The following is a 25,178-nucleotide window of genomic DNA, read 5'->3' as shown; positions in this document are numbered from 1 at the left end:
AGCCGCCGAGACGCGATCGGGCGGACGTGGCGCATGGGAAGCCGTCCGGCTTCTACGGTGCGGCCGTGGCGCATTCGGCGGGGTGGGAGAGGATGCAGCTCCCTCCCACCCCGGAGTTCGACTCGGCTCGTCGTCAGGCGTCGGGGCCCTCGACCGGTGCGGAATGGTCCTCGCTCACTTCGATCATCGCCTGTCGTTTGCTGGTCATCGCGACGAGCACGAGGGCGATGGTGAGGACCGAGAAGGCGCCCAGCGCCGGGAGGAGGTACTGGACCTCGCCGCCGGGGAGGGTGGTCGAGAAGTCGACGGCCTTACCGAGGTCTTCGTAGACCTTCAGCACGGCGATGAGGATGCCGGCCAGCGAACCGCCGGCGATCAGGCCGGTGGCCATCATGGTGCCGGGGCTGGTCTCGGAGTCGGCGGCGGAGAAGTTCCGGGCGCGGTCGACCAGCAGGCGGACGAGGCCGCCGACGAAGATCGGCAGGGTCGTGGAGAGCGGCAGGTACACCCCCACCGCGAACGCCAGCGACGAGACCCCCGCGAGCTGGACGACGATCGCCAGGACGGCGCCCAGGATCACGAGGCCCCAGGGGAGGTCGCCGGACATGATGCCGTCGATGATCGTCGCGAACAGCCGGGGCTGGGGTGGGTTGAACTTCTTGACCGGCTCGCCGCTCGTGGAGTGGTCCAGCCGGCCGCCGATCCCCGCGTCCCTGATCCACTGCGCCTTGCCGGCTTCGTCGACGAGGTAGGTCCCGGGGAGGGCGCCCTCGATGGGGGCGGTGAGGCGCAAGACCTTGAACTCGCGGCCCTCGTGGGTGTCCGTCTCCGTGAGCTTCGAGACGTCGAAGACGGCGGTCGGGAGGTCCTCGGGGCGGTTCGAGACGGTGGTGTAGGCGTCGTTCAGCCAGAGCAGCGTACCGCCCATGACGACGGCGGAGAGCAAGGCGCCGATCAAGATCGCCACCTGCTGCCGCCAGGGGGTCGCGCCGACGAGATAGCCCGTCTTGAGGTCCTGGGAGATCGTGCCGCCGTTGGACGAGGCGATGCAGACGATGGCGGCGATGGAGAGCGCGATCAGCCGGTATTCGCCCCCCACCCAGCCGAGCATCACGAAGATGAGGCAGGTCAGCAGCAGCGTGGCGATCGTCATCCCGGAGATCGGGTTCGACGACGAGCCGATGACGCCGGTGATCCGCGAACTGACCGTGACGAACAGGAAGCCGAACAGCACGATCAGGAATGCGCCGGCGATCCGGCCCGAGGCGTCGGCCGGGATGAGGTTCGACGACGCGATCAGAGCGACCAGGCCGAGCGTCCCCAGGAGCACCAGGGGCATCGGGATGTCGCGGTCGGTACGGGGAGTCCCCTGCACGCCGTTCTCGGTCGAGCGCTCGGCGGACTTCAATGCTCGCAGGCTGCCGGCGATCGACGAGAAGATCAGCGGCAGGGCGTTGAGCATGCTCAGGATGCCGCCGGTGGCCACGGCCCCCGCGCCGATGTAGCGGACGTATTGCCCGGCGATGGCCCCCGGGCCCATCTCGGCGATCCGGGCCTGGCCGGGAGGGAGGACGCCCGGCAGTTCCTCGCCGAAGTAGGCGATCATCGGCACGAGCATCAAGGAGGTCAGCAGGCCGCCGCCGACCATGACCGCGGCGATCCGGGGGCCGATGATATAGCCGACGCCCAGGAGCGTCGGGTCGGGCTCGATCGCCACGACGGCCTTGTTATAGCCCTTGATCCCGGTGATCGCCCGATCCCATCCCTCCGGCCAGAGCTTCAGACCCTGCATCAAGACCTTGTAGATCGCCCCCAGTCCGAAGCCCAGGAAGACCGTACGGGCGTTCGAGCCGCCGTGCTCGCCGACGATCAGCACCTTGGCGCAGGCGGTCCCCTCGGGGTACGGCAAGGTCCCGTGCTGCTTGACGATGAACGCCTTGCGCAGGGGGATCATCATCAGGATGCCCAGCAGGCCGCCGAGCACCGAGACGAGCATCACCCGCGACCACTCCAGGTCGTATCCCAGGAGCATCAAGGCCGGCATCGTGGCCCCGACGCCGAACGCGATCGACTCCCCCGCCGAGCCGGCCGTCTGCACGACGTTGTTCTCGAGGATCGTCGCCCGGCGCAGGCCGAAGGCGTAGGAGAGACCCCGGAAGATCGTGATCGCCAGCACGGCGACCGGGATCGACGCCGAGACGGTCATGCCCACCTTGAGGAACAGGTAGAGCGACGAGGCCCCGAAGACCACCCCCAGCAACGACCCGAGCGCGACCGCCCGGAACGTCAGCTCGGCGGGCTCCTGATCGGCGGGGACGTAGGGTCGGAAGGACTTCGACGGATCGGCGTCGGCCGGCGAAGATGGGGCGTGCGCCATGGGCATCGGCTCTCCTGCGAGGGGGCGTCGTGGCGGAGGAAGGACGGCCGCGGTGAAGGCCGACGGCCGGGGGGCCGTCGGTCGAGGGGCCGGCGATCAGGACGAGGTGGTGGTCGAGGTGGCGTCCCGCACGGCGGCGGCCGGAGGCTTCGCGAATCGCTTGATCTCGGAGAGCCGGTCGACGACGTCCTTGAGAACGTCGATCATGTCCTGACCGGCATCGACCTCGTAGACCAGTTCGGGCGGGTAGAAGCTGAGCGTCCTGACGGTTTCTTCATAGTACGTGTTCAAGCGTCGATTGATGACCTCCTCGTTCATATCGTCGAGGCGGTTCTCCAGCATGGCGCGGGACCGAAGCCGCTTCATCGCGAGCTTCTTGTCCTGGATCTTCAGGTGGAAGATCTGGACCACGTTAAGTAGGAAATCGAGCCGCTCGGCCTGGGCGTAGCTGCGGGGGAGGCCGTCGAGGATCAGGGTGTGGTGGTCGGGGATGAAGAATTCCTGCAATTCCAGGATCTTGACGTGGCGCTCGAAGATGCGGACCGTCAGGTCGTCGGGGACCATCTTCCCGACCGACGTGTAGCTCTCGATCTCCGCGCCGATCTTCCCCAGCTTGGGGATCTTGCGGAAGACGTCCCCCATCGAGATGTGGACCAGGTCGGGGAGCTGGCCGAGCACCGATCCCTGGGTCCCTTTGCCGCTGCCTGGCATGCCGAACAACAGGATCGTGCGATATTTGCCCGGGTGGTGGGCGAGGTCGAGGGTGTTCCCGTCGGCGGTCATGGCGTTACCTTGAGTGAAGGATTGACGACCGGCCCGAGCGGTCGGCCGGCGTCGATGCGGACGTCGCCCGGCACGCCCGACTCGATCGTCGAGCCCGGCGCGCGGCGAGGGGGGCCTGGGCCCCTCCTCATTGTTTCTCGCTGGTCCGTCTGGGAGCAAGACAGTGCAGGAAAGCGGTATGTTCCTGATTCGACACGCCGAGACCTCGGCGCCGAACATCTTTCACGGAGCCGAATCCGATATCGGCCTGAGCCCCTGGGGCGAGCGCCAGTCCCGGATGCTGGCCGACCACCTCGCCACGAGCGGCGCCGAGGCCGTCTACTGCTCCGGGATGAGCCGGGCGATCGCCACCGCGACGCCGATCGCCGAGGCGCTCGGCCTGACGCCCGTCGTCGTCCCCGAGCTCCACGAGCGCCGGATCGGACCGCTGAGCGGCCAAGGCCGCGAGGAAGGCTGGGGCGTGTACGAGGAGTCGAAGCGACGCTGGATCGCGGGCGACCTCGAATTCACCCACCCCGGCGGCGAGTCGTTCGCCGCGATGGGCCGCCGCGTCCTGCCGATCTTCGCCGATCTCCAGGCGCGACATCCCAACGGCCGGTTCATCGTGGTCGTCCACGGGATCGTGATCCGCGTCGCCCTGCTCGGACTCCTCCCCGGCCACACTCCGGCCGATTTCGACCGGATCGCCATCGACTTCGCCTCGATCAACGAACTCGTCCACGACGAGGACGGGTGGAGGGCCGAGGCCCTCAACGTGGTCGTGGCCCCCTCCCCCGCGCGGCCCGTGGCCTGACCGACTAAGGGAACGGCTTCATCGCTCCGGCCCGGCCGCCTTCGGCGCCTCGGCCCGCAACAGCCGCTCCAGCATCGCCGGGTTGACCACCCCCCGGAATCGGACCCGGCCGTCGACCGCGACGACCGGGACCTCCATCCCGTATCGGGCCTTCAGCTCCGGCGACTCGTCGACATCGACCTCCTCGATCCGGAGGCGATAACGCCCCCGAAAGCCCTCCAGCAGGCCGATCGCCTTGTGACAGCAACCGCACCCCTGGCGGGAATAGACCGTGATCGCCAGGGGCTCGGTCGCGGGCTTCCGAAACCCGAGCCGGCTCCACAACGTCGTCATGAGCGATCTCCTCCGCCAATCAGGACCAGCAGCCCCCGATCGTATCGCAGCCGACCGCCGCAAGTCGAGCGATCCTAGGTTCTTCCGGTTCCTTGTTGACAATCAGGCCGCGCCGCCGCACAATAAGTCCTCACTCGACGAGTGAAACACTCCAAAGCCGGAGTGGTGGAATTGGCAGACACGCTAGCTTGAGGGGCTAGTGGGCTAACCATGCCCGTGCAGGTTCAAGTCCTGTCTCCGGCACTCTTTAGGGACAATCGACGTAACTCCTTGGCGGATCAGTTGTGCGTAGGTTGTACGCACGTCGCCGTCATGTGGATTCCACGCCGTCGTCCAACTATCGACCCAGACGCCCCGGCCGGCTCCCGGCACGGGGCGTCTTCGTTTTCGAAGTCGGACCGATCCTGACCGAGCGGACGTGCAACCGGCGTCGAGCCCGGCCGCTTGCCGCTTCCTCCTGCATCGGCGACAATCCCTGGCTGACCACGCCGCCCTGCAGGAGCGATTCCCATGGCCAGAGAACGAGCCCAGGATTTCGACCAGGAACTGCTCGACCTTTACGACGATTATGCCCATGGACGCATGGACCGCCGCGAGTTCGCCCGGCGGGCGGCGACCTTCGCCGTCGCGGGGTTCACCGCCGAGGCGCTGATCGAGCGGCTCAGCCCGAATTACGCCCTTGCGCAGCAGGTCGCGCCCGGCGACGAGCGGATCCACGCCGAGTACGTCACCTACGAGTCGCCCAAAGGCGGCGGCAAGATCAAGGGGCTGCTCGCCCGCCCGAAGGCCGAAGCGAGGTATCCGGCCGTCCTCGTCATCCACGAGAATCGCGGCCTGAACCCGTACATCGAGGACGTCGCGAGGCGGCTAGCCGTCGCAGGCTTCCTGGCGCTGGCCCCCGACGCGCTGACGCCGCTCGGCGGATACCCCGGCAATGACGACCAGGGCCGCGCCATGCAGGCGAAGCGCAATTCCGAGGAGATGACGGAGGACTTCATCGCGGGTGCCGAGTTCCTCAAAGCCCACCCGAATTCGACCGGCAAGGTCGGCGCGGTCGGCTTCTGCTTCGGCGGCGGCATGGTCAACGCGCTCGCCGTGCGCATCCCGGCGACGATCGCGGCGGCGGTACCTTTCTACGGCCGCCAGCCTCGGGCCGAGGACGTGCCCAGGATCGAGGCTCCGCTCCTGATCCACTACGCCGGCCTGGACGCCCGGGTCAACGAGGGCTGGCCCGGCTTCGAGACGGCGCTCAAGGCCTCGGGCAAGAAGTACGAGACGCACATCTACCCGAATGTCAACCACGGGTTCCACAACGACACGACCCCGCGCTACGACAAGCAGGCGGCCGAGCTCGCCTGGGAGCGGACGATCGCGTTCTTCAAGCAGCATCTGGGGTGATGGCGGATTTCGTCGGCCAGAACCATTGGGGGCGACACGCTGCCAGGGCGTGAAACGACCGACGAGGGGACGAAGCGTAGGCCCGCGTTCAACGAGGCGATGCCGATCGGGATCGTGGCGCGGGACCTCGACGGGAAGATGAAGTCGGACGCGAGATGAGCCGTGGCGTCCCTGGCAGGGGCGAGTTCGCCTGGCCGCCGTACCCGGACCATAGGCCTGATCGTGGCGCCGCCGGAGATCGCCCCGAGGCTGATCGTCCGGTGGGCGTGAGACTTGCGAAATGGTCCTCGAGGCGGATGGAAGGGGGCGAAGGATCGGGCTCGAGCGTCGGCATGATCGAGGATCTCGGCCGACCCGCCCGCTCCCGGCCCTGCTCCTCGTCGAACTCGAACTTGTTCCGGCTGGCCCTGGGCCTGTCGACGACGACGTCCACGTCGCCCGCTTCGAAGTCGGAAGCTCGGAGCGCGAGCGGATGCGGGGCGCCTTGACGTCAGGAACGGCCGATCGCCCCCAGGGCCGTGGGCCGCATGGCTTCGCTGGTCGGCGTGCCGTCGTAATCGAGCCACCGCCGCCGCTCGTAGTCGTAGAGCCTGCACGTCCGGAAGAGCCACAGCGTGTATCCCAGGGTCAGGTGCTCGACGTGGATGTCCTCGGGGTAGGCGGCCTCCAGGCGGCCCTGGGCCTCCGGGAGGTTGTGCAGCGGCACGCGCGGATCGACGTGGTGGGCGTTGTGCTCCAGGATGTTGTTCGCCAGCCAGTGGAGCCCGAACGGCAGGATCACGTGCACGGTGCTCCTCACGGCGGCGTCGTAATAGTCCCACTCGGACGAGTCAGCGAAGCAGATGGATCGCGGGTGCGTGTGGTGCACCAGGTCGACCAGGCCCACCAGCCACGTCCAGCAGAGGTAGGGCGCGACAAGGGCGAGGAGGACGACTCCCGCAGAGCCCACGGGCTCGGCCCAGGGCCACGCCTCGGCGGCGTGGGCCACCAGGCTCAAGGCGCCGAACAGGACGCCGGCGAAGCCGAGGACGAGGGCCCTGTCCAGGTGGAACTGCTTCAACCGAGGGCCGAGCGCGGTGCCGGGCGGGAATAGCAGGTAGGGGAACCAGTTGCCCAGCGTCCAGTAGAAGGACAGTCCCGGCAGCGTCCGCAGAAAACGATACCAGCCCCGCCTCCAGATCGACGCCGCGTGATAATCCTCGAGCGACCAGGGCATCCACACCATGTCCTTGCCGCGCACGCGGAGGAAGTTGTGGTGCAGGAGCACATGGGCGCGGTGCCAGGATGAGAGCGGGGCGTAGGCCGGCAGGAACGCCAGGCGGGCGAGCCATCGGTTCAGGCGGTAGCCCGGAACCAGACTGCCGTGGCCCGCGTCGTGGCCGAGGACGTAGAGGCCCGCGATGGTCAGCGACGCAGCCACGACGCAGAAGGCCTTGACCGGCCACCCCGGCAAGACGACGGCCCCGATGACGAGCGCGAGGTAGGCGGCGTAATAGGCGATGAACTTGCCCAACCCCGGCAGATAGCGGTGTCGACGCAGGACGTACGGGATCTGCTTCATCATCTCGGTCGGTGAGGGGCTGGCCGGCTCGGCGCTCATGTCGGGGACCCATAGGAGACGAGTTACGCAGAGCGACCCCCGACGCGTCCGACCCAGGTCTTAAACTGGGATGCGAATCCGCGAGCACCGCCCAGCCTCTCGCGTGTGAGGCTTAAGCTGGGCAATGCAAAAGCGCAGCCAATCGCCCAGAATTCCGAGACTACCTGTTTGACGGCGCGATCAGCCCTCAAGAACTCGGAGTCGATTCTCGTACCCTCGGGCGTGTCTGGACGCCCTCCACGAAATAGGGACTACGAGCGCCCCCGGACGCGCCCAAACCGCCGGAACAGCTCGGGCCACTCGACGTCGCCCCAGCCCGTCAACGGCCGCCGACGGCCGTGCGCCAGTCGCAAGACGAGCACCCTCGGGTGATCGCCGCCTGCCCGGCGGCCGGGGCGATGCCCGAGGTCATCACGCCCGGACTGGACGCCCAGGCGATCGAGGTCTTCCTCGCCGAGTTCTCGCGTCGACTCGCCCCGGAGGTCCACGCGGCGTCGATCCGGGACGGGGGCCCCCTCGTCGCCAGGGCGTCGGAGCGCTCGGCGAAGGTCTTGCCATCCGCCTGCCGCCGGACTCGCCCGAGCTGAACCTGATCGTGAAGCTGTGGCGCGGCTTCCGCACGCGCGGGCGGCGTCAAAACCAAATCGAGGCCGTATCAGTCCGGCGGCGGGGCCTCGGGATCGCGGAGGTGGAGCCAGGGGGCTCGGCCGGATCGCCGGGCGTCTTCGAGGGCGCCGTAGATTGATCGGATCGGCGGCGGATGCGTCAGTCCGAAGGTGCGGTCGGCCCGGGCGCCGCTGACGTGGAGACGCAGGAAGCCGCCGGCCACCGCGGCGGCCGAGAATCCGTCTCCCGCCTTGCCGCGCCCCAGCGCGCGGGCCAGGGCGACCAGCGGGCGTTCGAATGCGTCGGGGACGGGGCCGACCAGCCGGGGCCGGCCGGCGAGGCGCGCCACCAGCCGGGCCATCTCTCGGTAGCTCAGGTACGGCCCGACGACCGCGTAGCGGGAGCCGGCCTCGCCCTCCGTGAGTGCCATGCGATGGGCCCTCGCGACGACCTCCGCGTCGACGACCGGTATGCCCCCGCCGGGCAGGAAGACGCAGCGGGCCGCGGCCATCATGAGGAGGACCCGAGTCGAGGTCGGCTTGAGGTCCCGCGGCCCGATCGCCATTCCGGGGCAGACGACCACTCCGGCGGTCCCCTTGAAGCCGTCGAGCGTCAGCCTTTCGGCCTCGCGCTTGGTCCGCGAGTACGGGGCGTCGACCGTCCGGAGATTCCACGGGGTCGCCTCGTCGGCTGGCTCCTCGGCGGTCCCTGCGGCAAGGGTGTGGAGGGTCGAGGTGTAGACGAACCGCTCGACGCCGGCCGCGGCGGCGTCGGCGAGCAGGCCGCGCGTGGCCTCGACGTTGACGACGCGCGACTCCCCGGTCGGGTCCGCGCCGAGGCTGACCCAGCCCGCCGCGTGGACCACCCCCCTGACGCCGCGGAGCGCCCCGCGGCGGACGTCCGGCTCGCGCAGGTCGCCGATCCGCCAATCGATCGCCGGGTCGGCCGGCTCGACCCGAGGCGGCCTCCGAGCCAGCCCGACGACCCGGTGGCCGGCCGCCGCCAGCCCGCGGGCGACGTGTCCGCCGATGAAGCCGCCGGCGCCCGTCACCAGGACGGGCCATTCTCCCGGCTCGGCCCCGGCCGTCAACGCCCGCCGAGCCTCAGCATGGTCGGGTCGGGCTGCCAGAGGTACAGGAAGGTCGGCAGCTTGGCCCGGTCGAGCCCGGGGAGACTGAAGGGGACGAGCCCGCCGTCGACCGGGGCCGGCGTGATCGCGTAGAGCGAATGGGCCGGATACCCCCGCCGCTGGAAGATCACCACCTCGCAGCCCTGGATCCCGACGAGCGACTCGGCCTCGTCGAGGGCGTCGTGGACGTAGCCGAGGCGGTCGACCATGTGGAGCTTCAGGGCCTTCTCGGCGGCGACGACCCGGCCGTCGTCGATCGCCTCGAAGTCGGCCGGCGTCATCCACTTTCGATGATGGGCGACGCGCTCGCGGAACCGGCCTCGGAAGCCGTCGACCATCTCCTGCAGCAGCTCCACGTCGTCGTCCGGCAAGGGGCCGTTGTAGGATCCCATCTCGATCTTCGGCCCGGCCTTCACCGCCCCGGAGCGTGCGTTGAGCTGGGCGGAGGCGTCCTGGAGGTTGAAATGATTGATGAGCGCCCCCATGCCGCCGGTGACGGTGGTGGGGTGGGCGATGATGCGGTCGCCGCCCACGGCGACGTAATAGGCTCCGGAGGTCGCCAGGTCCATCAGGGAGACGACCACCGGGCGGCCGGTCGCCTCGCGAAACCGTCGCAGCTCCTCGGCGAGGATGTCGGAGGCGGTCACGCTGCCGCCGGGGCTGTTGATCCGCAGCACGACCGCCCGGAGCGAGGGGTCGGCCGCGGCGGCCTCCAGCTTCTCGCGGAAGGCGGCGACCGGGTTCTCGCCGACCGAGTACAGGCCGGCGAGGTTCTGGTTCAGGATCAGGCCGTCCACGTCGACGATCCCGATGCGTTCCGCCGACCGTCCCGCCCTCACGGGCACGGCGACCATCGGTCCGGGATCGGTGGCCGGCGGGATCTCCACCTTGATCGGCCCCTCTACGGTCGCGGCGACCCGGCCGTCGAACGCCGTTCGCGTCTCGACGAGGCCCTGGATTGGGATCGTCGCGCAGCCGACGGTCCCGCCGGCCAGGCCGATCAGCGCGATCAGCGCGATGGCCGCCGCACGATGTTCGCCGACCGTCTCCCGCATGCTCCCCTCCGTTCGCGTAGGATACCTTCAACGAGGATTATCGGCTCCCCGCCGATCGGACTTTCCCCGAGAACCCTCCCGCCGGGAGAAATCGCGCGATGTATCACGTCCTACTGCTGGCCGCGCTGGGGCAGGCCGCGCCCGAGCTGCCTTCTCACGACCGCAACGCCGTCCTCCGCGCCTCGATCGAGGAGGGCCTGGCGGTGGAGGGTCGCGAGAGGCTCCCCGAGCCGACCTTCCGCGACGGGGATTCGGCCGAGGCCCAGCGGGCCGCGCTCGTCGAGGTCGCCGGGTCGAAGCGGGGGGCCGACGAGATGCTCCAGGCTTCCGTCTCGGCCCCGCACAGGCTCCGGCTGCGGGATCGGAAGGTCGAGGGCGCCGTCGTCCGCTCGGGCGATCTGTACTTCGTCCTCCGCGGGGTCGATCTCGACGCCATCGACCCCGCGGAGGCCCTTCGCGGGTCCCGCGGCGAATCCGTGGAGGCGGCCAACATGCGGTTCCAGGTCCGCCTCCTCACTCCCGAGGAAGCCCCGGAAATCTCACCTCCGCCGGCCGAGGGCCGCGAGTGGCTCTCCCATTCCAGCGGGAGGCTCCTCGATCGGATCGCCGTCGAGTCGACCGACCGAGTCGTCGCTTCCCGATCGGCCGACTCGCTGATCCTGGCCTCCCGGACCGACCCGGCTTTCGGCATCGACCCACCTCTGGGGAACCGCTGGTCCACGATCAAGCTGACGGCGACCGGGGACGTAACGGGTCCTCCCTCCCCTTACTTGGGGGGCCTGGGCTACGTCAAGCTGACTCGGCTCGAGGGGGAAAAGGACGCCGTCCTGGTGGAAGCCCACTTCGCTTTCGCCGAGCCGACCGCCTGGTTCGACGGCGCCCCGATTCTGCGATCCAAGCTCGGTCTGATCGCCCAGGATCAGGTCCGCCGGATGCGCCGCGAGCTCCTCAAGCCTCGGCCTTGAACCTCTCCCCGAGCCCGATCGCCGCTCGCCGGAGCCGGCACGGACTTTGCTGGACGTTCAATTCTTCAAGCCTGCATCTCCACCCAGTCGACAACGTAAGGAGGAGCAGCCGAAACGCGCGTCTCGCGACGTCCCAGAGGAATCGACTTCGACAATGAGCCGACCCCTGCCACGTATCCTGGCGACGGCCCCGAGCGGGACGGACGGGGCGGCGATCGCGATCGCCGCCTCGCGTGCCGGAGCCCTGGGAATCCTCGACCTCGAGGGCGTCGAGCCCGGGTCGGCGAAGACCGCCGTCGAGCGGGCCGCGGCGCTGGGAGGCCGGGTCGGGATTCGCATCGATCCGACCGCGGTGGACGACGCGTGGCTCGCCTCGCTCCCGCCGCAGGCCGACGTCGTCTGCGTCGTCGGCGGCGACGACGCGAGGTGGGAAGCCGCGTCCAGGCGGATCGCCGCGGCGGGCCGGGCCGCCCTGTTCGAGGCGACCGACCGCACGCAGGCGAGGCGAGCCAGCGAGGCCGGGGCGGCGGGGGTGATCCTCGTCGGCAACGAGGCCGGCGGTCGATGTGGCGTCGAATCCTCGTTCGTCCTGCTGCAGGCCGTACTCGCCGACGGCGGGGCGCCCGCCTGGGTCCGTGGCGGGATCGGCCCGTTCTCGGCGGCCGGCTGCGTGGCCGCGGGCGCCGCGGGCGTCGTCCTCGACGGCGGGCTGTTGCTGGCGAAGGAAAGCCCGCTGGACGAGACGACGCGCGAGGCGATCGCGCGGCTCGACGGCTCCGAAACCTCGCTCGTCCGGCTCGCGGACGGCGCGGAGGCCCGCGTGCACGCGCGGCCGGGTCCCCTCGTCCCCGGCCGGGCCGAATCCCTGGGGCGAGACGCGATCGGCTGGGCGTCGGGGCGACTCTGGCCGATCGGCCAGGACGCGGCGTTCGCCGCCCGCCTCGCGCGGCGCCACGTGACGACCGGCGGGATCGTCCGGGCCGTCGCCGAGGCGATCGAGACCGGCCTCGAGCAGTCGCGATCGCTGCGCCCGATGGCCGCCGGCTCGCCCCTGGCGGAGGCGCATGGCACGACCTACCCGATCGTGCAGGGGCCGATGACGCGGGTCAGCGATCGCGCCGCCTTTGCGGACGCGGTGGCCGCCGGCGGGGCCCTGCCCTTCCTCGCGCTGGCGATGCTCCGCGGGGCCGAGGTGCGTGACCTGCTGGAAGACGTCCGGGCGCGTCTCGATGGTCGCCCCTGGGGCGTGGGCGTGCTCGGCTTCATCGGGCCCGAGCTGCGGCGCGAGCAGATCGAAGCGGTCCGCGAGGCCCGCCCGCCGTTCGCCCTCATCGCCGGCGGCCGGCCCGACCAGGCCCGCGAGCTGGAAGACGCGGGGATCCGCACGTACCTGCACGCCCCCTCGCCCGGCCTGCTCGCGCAGCAGTTGCAGGCCGGCGCGCGGCGGTTCGTCCTCGAAGGCCGCGAGTGCGGGGGCCACGTCGGGCCCAGGTCGAGCCTGGTCCTCTGGGAGCAGGCCGTCGCCGCGCTCCTGGAAGCCGTCGACCGGGGTACCCCGGCCGAGGAACTCTACATCCTGTTCGCCGGCGGCGTCCACGACGCCCGATCGTCGGCGGCCGTTGCGGCGATCGCCGCCCCGCTCGCAGCCCTGGGCGCGAAGGTGGGCGTCCTGCTGGGCACGGCCTATCTCTTCACCGAGGAGGCCGTGAGGACCGGCGCGATCGTGCCCAAGTTCCAGGCCGAGGCGATCCGCTGCCGGGGGACGGTCCTGCTGGAGACCGGCCCGGGCCACGAGATCCGCGTAGGCCCCTCGCCGTTCGCCGACGCCTTCGCGGACGCACGACGCCGGCTCGCCGCCGAGGGCCGGACGGCCGAGGAGATCCGCTCTCGACTCGAGAACCTCAACGCGGGGCGGCTGCGGATCGCCACCAAGGGGATGGAGCGCGTCGGCGACGCCGCGTCGCCGCTCGTCCCCGTCGACGAGGCCGGCCAGTACGATCGCGGGGCCTACATGCTCGGCCAGGTCGCCTCCCTGCGCGAGAGCGTCACGACGATCGCCGACCTGCACGGCGCGATCGCGGATGGCTGCGACGTCGTGCTCGCCGAGGCCGTCGCGGAAGCCGCATCGACTCCCCCGCCCGCCACGCCTTCAGACGTTGCGATCGTCGGCCTCTCCGCCGTGATGCCGGGCGCCGGCGACGCCCGCACGTTCTGGGAGCGGACGCTCCAGAAGGTGGACTCGATCGCCGAGATCCCCCCCGATCGGTGGGACTGGCGGATTTATTACGACCCCGACCCGAAGGCCCCGGACAAGGTCGTTTCCAGGTGGGGCGGCTTCGTGCCGGACGTCCCCTTCGACCCGCTCCGCTACGGGATGCCGCCGTCGAGCCTGCCTTCGGTGGAGCCGGTCCAGCTGCTCGTCCTGGAGGCCGTCCGCGAAGCCCTGGAAGACGCCGGGTACGCCGACCGTCCCTTCCCCCGCGATCGGACGGCCGTGGTCCTGGGGATGGGGGGCGGGGCGGCCCAATTGGCGATGGGGTATGCGTTCCGCTCCTACCTCCCGATGCTCGAATCCGTGGCCCCGGAGGCGGCGAGGGCGGTCCGCGAGGCGGCCGCGCCCCTGCTGCCCGAGTGGACCGAGGACTCGTTCCCCGGCTTCCTGCTGAACGTCGCCGCCGGCCGGGTGGCGAACCGGTTCGACCTCGGAGGTTCGAACTACACCGTCGACGCCGCCTGCGGGTCGTCGCTGGCCGCGGCCGCGCTGGCCGTCCGCGAGCTGGAGACCGGCGCGGCGGACATGGTCATCCTCGGCGGGGCCGACACGGTCCAGAACCCGCACACCTACCTGGCCTTCAGCAAGACCCATGCGTTCTCCCCGCGCGGCCGCTGCCGCCCGTTCGATGCGACGGCCGACGGGATCGTCATCAGCGAGGGGGTCGGCGTCGTGGTGCTCAAGCGGCTGGCCGACGCCGAGCGCGACGGCGACCGGATCTACGCCGTGATCAAAGGGGTCGGCTCGTCGAGCGACGGCCGCGCCCGCGGGCTGACGGCACCAAACGTGGATGGCCAGACCCGGGCCCTGCGCCGCGCCTATGCGAAGTCGGGCGTGGACCCCGCGACGATCGGCTACGTGGAGGCCCACGGCACCGGGACGGCCGTGGGGGACGTCGTCGAGATGAACGCCCTCGCCGGGCTGCTCCGCGAGGCGGGCGCCGCGGCGGCGTCCTGCGCCGTGGGCTCGGTGAAGTCGATGATCGGGCACACGAAGTGCGCGGCGGGGATCGCGGGTCTGATCAACGCTTCGCTGGCGCTCCACCACAAGATCCTGCCCCCCACGGCCGGGGTCGACGTGGTCAACCCGAGGGCTGACCTCGCCGACGGCCCCCTGCGCGTCAGCACCGAGCTGCGCCCGTGGTTCCACGACGACGCGACGGGACCGCGGAGGGCGGGCGTCAGCGCCTTCGGGTTCGGCGGGACGAACTTCCACGCCGTGCTGGAGGCGTACGATCGCAATCTGACGCCCGCGCCGGCGGCCTCGCGCGAATGGCCCGCCGAGCTGCTCCTCTGGCGTTCCGAGACGTCCGCGACCCTGGCCGCATCGCTCGAACGGCTGGAGCGGTCGCTGGCCGAGGGCGCCGCCCCGAGGCTCCGCGACCTCGCGCGGTCGCTGGCCGACCGCTTCGATCCGGCCGCCACGTCGCGGCCGACGCTGGCGATCGTCGCCTCCTCGCTCGACGACCTCAAGGCCAAGCTCGCGGCCGCCCGCGAGGCGGTTTCCTCCGGGCGCGACTCCCTGAGCGACCCCCGAGGGATCGAGTACGCGGCGTGCCCGGCCTTCAACGACGCTGGGGTGGCGTTCCTCTTCCCCGGCCAGGGCTCGCAGTCGCTGGAGATGCTCGGCGACCTCGCCGCGACCTTCCCGGAGGTGCGCGAGGCCTACGAGGCGTTCGACGCCGCCCTGCGGGCCGAGGGGCGCATGCCGGTCACGCCCCGGATCTTCCCTCCCCCGGCGCTCGACGCCGCCGCCTGCGATCGGGCCCGTCGCGAGCTGACCGCGACCGACGCGGCCCAGCCCTCCATCGGCGCGGCCTGCGTCGGGATGCTTCGGCTCCTGGACGCCCTGGGGGTGGAGGCGGACGTCCTCGGGGGGCACAGCTTCGGCGAGCTCGTCGCGCTGCACGCGGCCGGCGCGATGGGGGCCGAAGGCCTCGCGACGCTCGCCGAGGCCCGGGGCCGGCTCATGGCCGAGGCCGCGGTCGCGAGCCCCGGCGCGATGGCCGCCATCGCCGGCGGTCCCGAGGCCGTCGCCGCTTTGCTCGACCCCGACGATCGCGTCGTGATCGCCAACCTCAACGGGCCGAAGCAGACCGTCGTCTCGGGCCCTCGCGAGGGCATCGACCGGGTCGCCGGGCGCGCCCGCTCGCACGGGCTCCGCGTCGCCGAGCTGCCGGTCGCCTGCGCCTTCCACTCCGAGGCCGTCGCCCCCGCCGGGAGGCCTTTGGCCGAGTCGGCCCGACTGCACCTCTCCGCCTCGCCCGAACTCCCGGTCTATTCGAACCTCGACGCCGCCCCCCACCCGGCCGACCCGCTCGCCGTCGCCGACCGCCTCGGCGAGCATCTCGCGTCGCCGGTCCGCTTCGCCGAGATGGTGGAGGCCATGCACGCGGCGGGCGCACGCGTCTTCGTCGAGGTCGGGCCCGGAGCGGCTCTCGGCGCGATGGTGGGGTCGATCCTCGGCGACCGACCGCATCGCGCGGTCTCGACGGACGCCCCGGGGCGCCCTGGCGTCCCTGCCCTCCTGAAGGCGCTTGCAAAGCTCGCCGCCGCGGGCGTCGTCTTCCGTCCCGCGCGACTCACGGCCGGGCGGGACGCGCGGCGCATCGACCCCGAGCGCCCGCCGATCGGCGACGGCTCGCCGGCGCCGTCCCCTTCCACCTGGCTCGTCAACGGCAGTCGGTCCCGGCCCCTCGGCGCGCCGGAGCCGAGGCGGCTCGGCCAGTCCGCCGACTTCTTCGACACCGCCCCTCCACGCGACGGTCGCCGGGCGACTGGGCCCGCGAACGGGCGGCACGGCCCCGAGGCGCTCATGGACCAGTACCGGACCGACGGGCCCAGGCCTTCCGCAAACGGCCGGGGGAATGGTCACGACGCGCCCCTTCCGGTCGAAGCCCCGAACGGCACACCTCGCCCCGAGGCGGCGGCCCCCGCCACCCCACTGGATCCGGGCGCGGCCCGCGTCATGGAAGCGTTCCAGCAGACGATGCGAGCCTTCCTGGCGACGCAAGAGGCGACGATGCTCGCCTACCTGGGCCGGAGGCCGACGCGGGCGGTCGACGCCCCCCACCCCGTGCAGGCGACGCCCCCGCCGGCCGGACGCGGCCTCGAAGCGTACGACCGGACGCCCGCCAGGCCGACGCCCGTCGTCCAGGCCGCCCGGGCGGCGGCGGTCCCCGAAACGCCGGCGGCGACGGCCATGGGGCCCGAGGCGATTTCCGAACGCCTGGTGGCGATCGTGCGCGAACGGACGGGCTACCCGGCCGAGATGCTCAAGCTCGACCTGGACCTGGAAGCCGACCTCGGCATCGATTCGATCAAGCGGATCGAGATCCTCGGGACGCTCCGCGAGTCGGTCGCCGGCCTCGAATCGGCCGACGACGCCTCGTTGATGGACTCCCTCTCGCGAGCCCGGACGCTCCGAGAGATCGTCGACCGCGCCTCGGCGGCGGTCGAGGTCCGCCGCCCCGCCCCTCGGGAGCCGCAGCCCTCGGGGGAGACGCCTGCGCCCGCCGGCGGGTCGGCCTCGGCCGTGCGACGGTCCACCCTGGAGGCCGTCGACGCCGCGCTCGACGGCGAGCCGGACGGCCTGATGCGCGGCGGCGTCGTCGTGCTGACCGACGACGGCCGCGGCGTGGCCCAGGCCCTGGGGAAGACCATCCGCGCCGGGGGGCGGGCCGTGAAGATCCTCTCGACCGAGGGGGTCGATTTTACGTCGCCGGTGTCCATCGCCGCCGCGCTCGACGCGGCCCGCGAGACGGGTCCGATCGCCGGCGTCGTCCACGCCCTGCCGCTCCGGGCCGGGAAGCCCCCGGGCCTGGACCCCGGCGAGTGGGGACGCCGCATGGGGGCCGATGTGAAGAGCCTCTTCCTGCTGGCCCGCGCCGCGTCGGACGACCTCGAACGGGCCGCTCTCAACGGCGGGGCTTGTCTGATCGCGGCGACCGCAATGGGCGGCGCATTCGCGGCGACCGGGTCGGCCCCCGACGATTTCTTCCCCGGCCAGGGAGGCGTCGCCGGCCTGCTGAAGACCCTGGCTCGCGAGCTGCCCGCGGTGCGCACCCGCGTGGTCGACCTCGACCCCGGCGAGGCCGTCGCCCGCCTCGCCGAGATCCTGGCGGCCGAGGCCCTCTCGGACGACGGCTGGCCGGAGGTGGGCTACCGCGACGGCCGCCGCATCCGGCTGCGGACCATCCCGGCCGCGCTCGACAGGTCGGCGTCGTTGCTTTCGCTCGCGCCCGGCGAGCCGGTCCTCGTCACCGGCGGTGCCCGGGGAATCACGGCGGGCGTCTGCGAGGAGTTGGCCCTCCGCTGGCGTCCGACGCTCCTGCTCGTCGGCTCGAGCCCGCCGCCGGCCGACGCCGAGGACCCGCTCACGCGGGGTCTGGAGACGGCCGCCGAGATCAAGGCGGCGCTCCTCCAGGGCGGTCGCCTCGCGGGCCGCGAGGCTCCCGCCGAGCTGGAGCGAGCCTACCGCGGGCTCCTCAACGAGCGGGAGATCCGCGACAGCCTGAGGACCTTGCGAGCGGCCGGCTCCGTCGTCGAATACGCCCGCGCCGACGTACGCGACGCCGGGGCCCTCGCCCGCGTCGTGGACCGTTGGCGCGGCCGGTACGGCGACCCCGTCGGCCTCATCCACGGGGCGGGCGTGATCCATGACAAGCTGCTCCGCGACAAGACGCCGGATTCGTTCGACCGGGTCCTGGGGACGAAGCTCGACGGCGCGTTGAACCTGGCGAGGCTGCTCCGACCGGAGGCGCTCCGCTTCTCCGTCTTCTTCTCCTCGGTGGCGGGCCGGTTCGGCAACAAGGGCCAGGTCGACTATGCGGCCGCGAACGAGTCGCTCAACAAGCTGGCCGTCTGGCTCGACCGCCGCTGGCCGGGTCGGGTGGTCTCCATCAACTGGGGTCCCTGGTCCGGCCTAGGGATGGTCTCCGACCTTGAAGGGCATCTCGGTCGGCGGGGCCTCGGGATGATCCCGCCGGACGTCGGCCGGGCCGCGCTGATCGACGAGCTGATGCACGGGCGCAAGGGGGACGTCGAGGTCGTGGTCGCGGGCGCCCTCGGCTCGCTCGACGAGCCGATCCGGCGTCCGCAGGCCGTCGCAGGGGCGACCCGATGAGCCGGAGGCCTCGTCCGCTGGACGTCGCGATCGTCGGCATGGCCTGCCGGTTCCCCGGCGCGGGGGACCTGTGCGCCTACTGGGCAAATGCGCTCGCCGGCCGCTCGGCCATCTCCGAGGCGCCCGCAAGCCGCTGGGACGCCGCCACCTTTCATGACCCGGATTCGACCTCCCCGGGGCGAGTCGCGGGGTGTTGCGGCGGCTACCTCGACGAGCCGATCGCATTCGACGCGGCGTCATTCGGGATCATGCCGAGGACCGTCGCGGGGGGGGAGCCGGAACAGTTCCTCATGCTCGACGCGGCTCGCTCCGCGCTGGCAGACGCGGGCCTCCTGGATCGCCTGCCCGACCGCCGCCGCATCGAGGTCGTCGTCGGCCGGGGCAATTATTTCAACCGCGGCAACCTCGCGCGCCTCCAGCACGGCCGGATCCTGGAGCAGACGCTCGGCATCCTTCGATCCTTGCATCCCGAATGGTCCGAGGCCGAGGTTGAAGCCGCCCGCGAGGACCTGCGGGCCGGCCTCCCCCCGTTCGAGGCCTCCACGATCCCCGGCCAGCTCACCAACGCCACTGCGGGCCGGATCGCCGATCAATTCAACCTTGCGGGCGCGAGCTTCGTAGTCGACGCCGCCAGCGCTTCGGCCCTGGTCGCGCTGGACCTGGGGGCGCGGGCCGTGGTCGGCCGGCGGGCGGAGCTCGCCCTCGTCGGCGGCGTGTATTTGGAGGCCGACGTCGATTTCCGGCTCGTCTTCTCGCGCCTCGGCGGCCTCTCGCCATCGGGCCGGTCGCGGCCTTTCTCCGAGGACGCCGACGGCCTGGTGCCTGGCGAGGGGGTCGGCGTCGTGGTGCTCAAGCGGCTGGCCGACGCCGAGCGCGACGGCGACCGCGTCTACGCGGTGCTGAAGGGCGTGGGCGTCGCCAGCGACGGCCGCGGCGCCGGCCTCGCCGCGCCGGACGCGCGCGGCCACCTGCGGTCGATGCGACGGGCCTACCAGACGTCGGGGGTCGACCCCGCCACGGTGGGCTATGTGGAGGGGCACGGGATCGGCGTCCCCGCGGCCGATCGGGCCGAGTTGCGGGCCCTGCGCGCAGCCTTCCCTACGGGCGGGCGTAGAGGTCGCCGGGTCCTGGGCGCGGCCTCGGCTTTCATCGGCCACGCGATGCCGGCGGCCGGGATGGCCGGCCTCATCAAGGCGGCGCTCGGCCTGCACCACCGAATGCTCCCCCCGAGCGCAGGCGCCGACCGGCCCCACCGTCTCCTGCGCGGGAGCGGGCTGACGCTCAACCCCGCGGCCAGGCCGTGGATCAACGGCGAAGCCTCGCCCCGGCGGGCCGGCGTGAACGCCTTCGGATTCGCGGGGATCAACGCGCACGCCATCCTGGAGGAGCATGCCGCCTCGGCGGACTCCGCGACGCCCGGGGCCATGCTGACCTGGCCGTCCGAGGCGATCCTGCTCGCGGCCGAAGATCGTACGGCCCTGGCCGCCGCGGCGAGACGGCTCGCGAGCCGGCTCCGCGCCCGGCCGGACGTGGTCCTGAAGGATCTGGCCGCGACGCTCGCGCGGGAGGCGACGGCGGACCGTGCGGGGTCGCGCCTCGGCCTCGTGGTCGAGTCGACGGCGGATCTCGTCGATCGGCTGGAGTCCTTGACCAGCAGGCTGGAAGACCCGGCGCGGACGTCGATCCGGGACTCGCGCGGCGCCTACTTCTGGGAGGCTCCCGCTGGGCGCGACGGGGGCGTCGGATTGCTGTTCCCCGGCGAGGGGTCGCAATACCCGGGGATGCTCGCCGACCTCTGCCCCCACTTCCCGGAGGTCCGGGCCCGGTTCGACGCGGCGGACCGGCTCGCGATCGAATCCGGGGCGATCGAGCCGCCGAGCGATGGCCTGTTCGGGACGACCGACGAGTCCGAGCTGTGGCGGATGGGGACGGCGATCAACGTCGTGCTCACGGCTCAGTGGGCGCTCCATGGGCTGCTCCGCAATCTGGGCGTGCGGCCGACGGCCGTGGTGGGCCATTCCAGCGGGGAGTTCCTCGCCCTGGCCGCCGCGGGGGCCGTCCAGGTCGATCGGGATTTCGAGATTCATCTCAACGAGATGGCCGCGGTGTTCGCCCGACTCGACTCCTCGGGCGGCGTGGCCTCGGCGCGCCTGGTGGGGGCGGCGACCAGCCGGGAACGGGCCGAAGCTGCGATCGGGGAGCTTAACGGCGTCGTCTCGGTCGCGGTCGACAACTGCCCTCGTCAGGTCGTCCTCGCGGGCGTCCCCGAGGCCGTCGAAACCGTGGTCAGCCGCCTCCGTCACGCGGGAGTGATGACGGAGGAGCTGCCGTTCTCGCGGGCCTACCACACGCCGGCGTTCGCCCCCGCGGTCGGCCCGATTCGGGAGTTCTTCGACAGGCTCGACGTCAAGTCGCCGGCGACGCCCCTGTATTCCTGCTGCTCGGCGGGACGGTTCGACGAGGACCCAGAGGCGGTCCGTCGGCTGGCCGTCGCCCAATGGACCCGCCCGGTGGAATTCCGGAGGACGGTCGAGGCGATGCACGCCGACGGCGTGCGCGTCTTCATCGACGTGGGCGCCCGCGGCAACCTCGCAAATTTCGCCGAGGACGTCCTGCGCGGGCGGCCCGCGTTCGCCGTCGCCGCGAACGTGCCGAGGAGGTCGGGACTGACCCAGCTCAACCACCTCGTCGCCTCGTTGTTCGCCCAGGGCCTGCCGATCACCCCCGAACACCTTTACATGCGTCGCCGGCCCGAGCCGGTCGACCTCGACGCCCCGCCCCCCGCGCCGGGGCCGGTCGTCGCGCTCCAGGTCGGCTTCCCGGAAATCCGGCTGACGGAGGCCGTGGCGAGCCGACTCCGAGCCCGGACGGAGGCCCGGCCCGTCCCGACGCCTCCGGCGTCGCCGCGGGAAGAAGCCCCGCTCGAAGCGGACGCGGCCGCCGACGAGGCGATGCTGGCACGCCTCGGCACGATGGAGCAGTTCCTCCGGACGCAGCGACGGGTGATGGAGGAGTACCTCAACTCCGCAGCCATCGAGGAGCCGGCCGGCCCGTCCTCGCCGCCGGAGTTCGGCCCGGGACCGTGGGCCGGCGAGGTCCGCCGCATCGAGCCGGGCGTCTCGGTCGAGGCCGTGATCAACCTGGACGCGGCCGGTGATCCGGTGGCGGAACATCACACGTTCGGGGGTCGTCGCGTGTCGGCCGTCGACCCGACGATGAGGGGGCTGCCGGTCCTGCCGTTCACCGTGATGGCCGAGATGCTCGCGCAGGTGGCCGCGAGGCTCATGCCGGGGCGGACCATCGTCGGGCTCCGGGAGGTCCGCGCACGGCGATGGATCCGCTATGAGGACGCTCCGATCCCGCTCGAGGTGGTCGCGCAGGTCGACCCGGAACGGCCGGGGGAGGTCCGGGCGTCGCTGTTCAACCGGGGGCCGGCCGGACTCGGCGAGGACCCCGAAGTCGAGGGCGTCGTGATCTTCGGCCACGGCCGGGAGGCCGCCCCGAGGCGACGTCTCGGCCGCTCGCCGCACCAGAGGCGAGCCAGTTCGACGCTCATTCGATGTACGCCGACCAGTGGCTCTTCCACGGCCCGGCTTTGCAGGCCGTCTCCGAGGTCGGCCCCGTCGATGGGGGGGGGATCGACGGCGTCCTCCGAGTGCTACCGCGCCGCGGCCTCTATCGCGGGGGGTCGGCCCCGAGGCCGCTGACGGACCCGATCGTCCTCGATTCGTTCACGCACCTCATGGGCCTCTGGGGCCTGGATCGGCTCTCCGAGGGGGACGTGGTCTTCCCGCTCCGCCTCGGCGGGCTCGAGATCTACGGCGAGGACCCTCCCGAGGGGGCCGATTGCCGCTGCTGCGTCCGCGTGACGTCGCTTGAGAGGTTCAAGCTGCGCGCCGACGCCGAGATCCTCCACCCCGACGGCCGCGTCTGGATGCGGCTGCTCGACTGGGAGGACTGGCGGTTCCACTGGCCGGCTCGCTATCGCGACGTCTTCCGCGCACCCGAGCAGGTCTTCCTGGGCGAGCCGATGGGGCTGCCGGGGATCGAGCCGGGCGAGGCCGTCGCCGTCTGGCTGGAGCCGCCGGCCGACATGGGCCGGCCCGTCTGGCGCGACGTCCTGGAGAAGACCCAGCTCTCGCCCGAGGAACGGGCGGGGCCGCTCCGTCCCGCCGGGGCCGAGGGCCGGCGAACGCTCCGACTCTGGGGGCGGATCGCCGCCAAGGAGGCCGCCCGCCGGCTCTGGGACCATGAGGGTGCGCCGCCGACCTTCCCAGCCGACCTCTCGATCTTGCCCGACGCCGACGGCCGGCCCGTGCTGCGATCCCTCGACGACCGGGCGCGCGGCGGCCTGCCCGCCGTGTCGATCGCCCATGCGGGGGGGGTGGCCGTCGCGGTCGCCTCCGCGATCCCGGGAGCTCGCGTCGGGATCGATGTCGAGACGGTCGCCGAACGGCCGTCGTCCTTCGAGAGGGCGGCGTTCTCGGAGCCCGAGCGGGCGCTGCTGGACGACCTGGGCGGAGACCGCGCGGAGTGGATCGCGCGATTCTGGACGGCCAAGGAGGCGGCGGCCAAGGCGACCGGGATGGCGTCGTCGGCGACCCCGTCGAGCGTGGCGGTCGTCGCGGCCGACGCGGCCGGGGCGATCGAGGTCCGATTGGGGCCCTCGCTGTCCGCGGCCTGCCCGGACCAGGGCCCCGGCCCCTTCCTCGTCCACGCGGCGCGTCGGGGCGATTACGTCTGGGCGTGGACCCGGCTAGGCCTCGCGACGTCCCGGCCGCACGCACGCCCCCCCCGATATTCGGAGGCCGAAAGATGACCCAGCCCGCGACCGAACCGGCGATCCTCGCCGACCTCGCCCGCGTCTTCGACGATTTCCAGGGGCGCGAGTATTCCGGGCCGCTGGGGTCGGACACGCGGTTCTTCGCCGACCTCGGCCTGGCGTCGATCGACGCCGTGGTCCTCGGCGAGGCGCTCCAGGAACGCTACGGCCGGCCGCTCCCCTTCGTCGACCTGATGGCCGACCTGGGGCGTCGAGAAGACCGCGACCTGACCCTGGGCGAGTTGGCCGCGTTCCTCGCCGCCCACATCCATCACGAGGATCTGCCCCGTGCCGAAGCTTGACATCGACGGCCGTCGGTTCCACGTCCAGCAGGCGGGCGAGGGGCCGGACGTGGTGCTGATCCACGGCGTGACGGGGGACCTCTCGATCTGGTACCTCTGCAAGGCGATGACCGAGCTGGCCTCGGAGCATCGGGTGACGGCGTACGACCTGCGCGGCCACGGCTACAGCGACGTCCCCGCCGAGGGCTACACCTCGGCCGACCACGCCGCCGACCTCTTCGCCCTGATGGACCGCGTCGGGGCGAGCCGGGCGCGGCTCGTCGGCCACAGCTTCGGAGCGGTGATCGCCGCGCACGCCGCGGCGATCGCCCCCGATCGAGTCGAGGCGGTGGTGCTCTCCGATCCCTACTTCCCCGCGCTCCGCCATCTGGAAGACGCGAGCAAATGGGGCCATTGGCAATCGTTCCGGGCCGAGGCCGAGGGGGCGGGCGTCACGCTCTCCGACGAGTTCTGGTACGACCTCGACAAGTTTTTCGACCAGGTTCTTCACCTCGACGAGAACAAGATGCTGAAGTTCCGCCAGGCGGTCGGCCTCCCCGCGATGGGCCGGCTGCTCCGATTGGGCCGGACCACGTGCGGCCCCGACGCGAAGGCCGTCGCGGGCCTGACCGAGGAGGTCCTCCGGGGGATCGCCGCGCCGACGCTGGCGGTCTACGGCCAGGGCTCGCCGTTCCTCGCCACGATGCACTATCTCGTCGACAATCTGCCGAACTGCCAGGCCTCGGTCATCCCCGGCGCGAAGCATCGGGCGCCCGAGGAGAACCCGGAGGCGTTCGTCGCCGTCGTCCGGACGTTCCTGGAATCGCTCCGCCCCGCCGAGGCGGCCCGATGACGCCGGGGCGCGGGCGGGTCGCGATCGTGACCGGCGCCGCCAACGGCATCGGCCGGGCGACCGCCCTGGAGATGGCCGCTCGCGGCTACCGGCTCGGGCTCATCGACCGCGACCCCGCACGCCTGGCCGAGGTCGCCGGGCGGGTCGAGACGGCGGGCGTGGAGGCTTGCGCGGCCGAGGCCGACGTGGTGGACCCGGCGGCGATCCAGGCGGCCGTAGACGCGGTCGAGGCCGTGCTCGGCCCCTGCGACGTGCTCGTCGCCTGCGCCGGCGTCGGCCGGATGACCCACGTGCCGGACCTCGACACGGCGGGGCTCCGCGCCATGCTGGAAGTCAACGTGCTGGGCATGGCGCAATCCTTCGAGGCGGTGCTGCCGGGCATGATCGGCCGCGGTCGAGGCCACCTCGTGGGGATCTCCAGCGTCGCCGGGCTCCGGGGGATGCCGTGGATGGCGTCCTACTCGGCGTCGAAGGCCGCGGTCTGGACCTACCTGGAGGGCTTGCGCCCCGCCCTGAAGCGGCGGGGGGTGCGGATCACGACCGTCTTCCCCGGGTTCGTCCGCACGGGCATGACGCTGGACGTCCCCTTCGCCCGCCCGGTGACGATGCTGGAACCCGAGCAGGCGGCGGTCCACATCGTCAGGGCGATCGAGAAAGGTTCGCGCGATTACATGTTCCCCTGGCTCACCGCGCTGGGGATGGGGTTCCTGCGACGTTCGCCGAACCGTCTCTACGACTGGATGATGGACCGGGCCGGGCCGAAGGCCCTGACCACCGATTTCTGACC

The 25,178-nt window shown here is 72.0% G+C and carries 16 protein-coding genes and 1 tRNA gene; 11 read left to right on the top strand and 6 right to left on the bottom strand.

The window, feature by feature from the left end:
• Nucleotides 1–133: 133 nt before the first annotated feature.
• Nucleotides 134–2,383: an OPT family oligopeptide transporter gene (locus VT85_RS14955; protein WP_082858619.1), complete on the bottom strand. Its 2,250-nt coding sequence runs from the start codon at nucleotides 2,381–2,383 to the stop codon at nucleotides 134–136.
• Nucleotides 2,384–2,473: 90 nt separating this feature from the next.
• The gene (locus VT85_RS14950) at nucleotides 2,474–3,160 is read right to left on the bottom strand and encodes an adenylate kinase family protein (RefSeq protein WP_068416733.1); all 687 of its coding nucleotides are present in this window, start codon (nucleotides 3,158–3,160) and stop codon (nucleotides 2,474–2,476) included.
• Between the two features lie 178 nt (nucleotides 3,161–3,338).
• On the opposite strand from VT85_RS14950, the gene VT85_RS14945 reads away from it, so the two are divergent.
• Nucleotides 3,339–3,953, top strand: coding sequence for a histidine phosphatase family protein (locus tag VT85_RS14945; protein WP_068416730.1), 615 nt, complete (start codon nucleotides 3,339–3,341; stop codon nucleotides 3,951–3,953).
• A gap of 18 nt (nucleotides 3,954–3,971) precedes the next feature.
• On the opposite strand, the gene VT85_RS14940 is transcribed toward VT85_RS14945, so the two are convergent.
• Entirely contained in the window at nucleotides 3,972–4,286 is a 315-nt protein-coding gene (locus VT85_RS14940; RefSeq protein ID WP_068416726.1) for a glutaredoxin family protein, read from the bottom strand.
• A 156-nt stretch (nucleotides 4,287–4,442) separates the two neighbouring features.
• Between VT85_RS14940 and VT85_RS14935 the strand changes: the two genes are divergently transcribed.
• A tRNA-Leu gene (locus tag VT85_RS14935) sits at nucleotides 4,443–4,529 on the top strand.
• A 267-nt stretch (nucleotides 4,530–4,796) separates the two neighbouring features.
• Nucleotides 4,797–5,684, top strand: coding sequence for a YghX family hydrolase (gene yghX / locus VT85_RS14930; protein WP_068416723.1), 888 nt, complete (start codon nucleotides 4,797–4,799; stop codon nucleotides 5,682–5,684).
• A gap of 490 nt (nucleotides 5,685–6,174) precedes the next feature.
• On the opposite strand, the gene VT85_RS14920 is transcribed toward yghX, so the two are convergent.
• A complete protein-coding gene (locus VT85_RS14920) occupies nucleotides 6,175–7,284 on the bottom strand; it encodes a fatty acid desaturase (protein ID WP_068416717.1) in 1,110 nt (369 codons plus the stop codon).
• A 338-nt stretch (nucleotides 7,285–7,622) separates the two neighbouring features.
• Between VT85_RS14920 and VT85_RS14915 the strand changes: the two genes are divergently transcribed.
• Nucleotides 7,623–7,871 carry a hypothetical protein gene (locus tag VT85_RS14915; protein WP_156512881.1) on the top strand — a complete coding sequence of 83 codons (249 nt, stop codon included), beginning with the start codon at nucleotides 7,623–7,625 and terminating at the stop codon, nucleotides 7,869–7,871.
• A gap of 68 nt (nucleotides 7,872–7,939) precedes the next feature.
• Here the strand turns inward: VT85_RS14915 and VT85_RS14910 are convergent, their stop codons facing one another.
• Both VT85_RS14910 and VT85_RS14905 read right to left on the bottom strand, forming a co-directional pair.
• Nucleotides 7,940–8,980, bottom strand: a complete 1,041-nt coding sequence (locus tag VT85_RS14910) for an NAD-dependent epimerase/dehydratase family protein (protein ID WP_068416711.1) — start codon at nucleotides 8,978–8,980, stop codon at nucleotides 7,940–7,942.
• Nucleotides 8,977–10,074 carry a S49 family peptidase gene (locus tag VT85_RS14905; protein WP_068416707.1) on the bottom strand — a complete coding sequence of 366 codons (1,098 nt, stop codon included), beginning with the start codon at nucleotides 10,072–10,074 and terminating at the stop codon, nucleotides 8,977–8,979. The genes VT85_RS14910 and VT85_RS14905 overlap by 4 nt, the downstream gene beginning before the upstream one ends.
• Nucleotides 10,075–10,172: 98 nt before the next feature.
• Between VT85_RS14905 and VT85_RS14900 the strand changes: the two genes are divergently transcribed.
• From VT85_RS14900 to VT85_RS14870, 7 genes are all read left to right on the top strand, one after another.
• Nucleotides 10,173–11,039, top strand: a complete 867-nt coding sequence (locus VT85_RS14900; RefSeq protein ID WP_068416704.1) for a hypothetical protein — start codon at nucleotides 10,173–10,175, stop codon at nucleotides 11,037–11,039.
• A gap of 154 nt (nucleotides 11,040–11,193) precedes the next feature.
• On the top strand, nucleotides 11,194–18,435 hold the full coding sequence (locus VT85_RS14895) for a type I polyketide synthase (protein WP_082858618.1): 7,242 nt from the start codon (nucleotides 11,194–11,196) through the stop codon (nucleotides 18,433–18,435).
• Nucleotides 18,432–22,142 (top strand): beta-ketoacyl synthase N-terminal-like domain-containing protein, encoded by a 3,711-nt coding sequence (locus VT85_RS14890; protein ID WP_068416702.1) that lies wholly within the window; start codon nucleotides 18,432–18,434, stop codon nucleotides 22,140–22,142. Before VT85_RS14895 ends, VT85_RS14890 begins: the two co-directional genes overlap by 4 nt.
• Nucleotides 22,031–23,254 (top strand): 4'-phosphopantetheinyl transferase superfamily protein, encoded by a 1,224-nt coding sequence (locus VT85_RS14885; RefSeq protein ID WP_068416698.1) that lies wholly within the window; start codon nucleotides 22,031–22,033, stop codon nucleotides 23,252–23,254. The genes VT85_RS14890 and VT85_RS14885 overlap by 112 nt, the downstream gene beginning before the upstream one ends.
• Nucleotides 23,251–23,559 (top strand): acyl carrier protein, encoded by a 309-nt coding sequence (locus tag VT85_RS14880; RefSeq protein WP_068416695.1) that lies wholly within the window; start codon nucleotides 23,251–23,253, stop codon nucleotides 23,557–23,559. The genes VT85_RS14885 and VT85_RS14880 overlap by 4 nt, the downstream gene beginning before the upstream one ends.
• Nucleotides 23,546–24,391, top strand: coding sequence for an alpha/beta fold hydrolase (locus tag VT85_RS14875; RefSeq protein ID WP_068416692.1), 846 nt, complete (start codon nucleotides 23,546–23,548; stop codon nucleotides 24,389–24,391). Before VT85_RS14880 ends, VT85_RS14875 begins: the two co-directional genes overlap by 14 nt.
• Nucleotides 24,388–25,176 (top strand): SDR family NAD(P)-dependent oxidoreductase, encoded by a 789-nt coding sequence (locus VT85_RS14870; RefSeq protein WP_068416689.1) that lies wholly within the window; start codon nucleotides 24,388–24,390, stop codon nucleotides 25,174–25,176. Before VT85_RS14875 ends, VT85_RS14870 begins: the two co-directional genes overlap by 4 nt.
• The last annotated feature ends 2 nt before the right edge of the window (nucleotides 25,177–25,178 follow it).

It is taken from the genome of Planctomyces sp. SH-PL62, assembly GCF_001610895.1.
Lineage (GTDB): Bacteria > Planctomycetota > Planctomycetia > Isosphaerales > Isosphaeraceae > Paludisphaera.
This window is presented reverse-complemented; position numbering and strand designations above follow the sequence as displayed.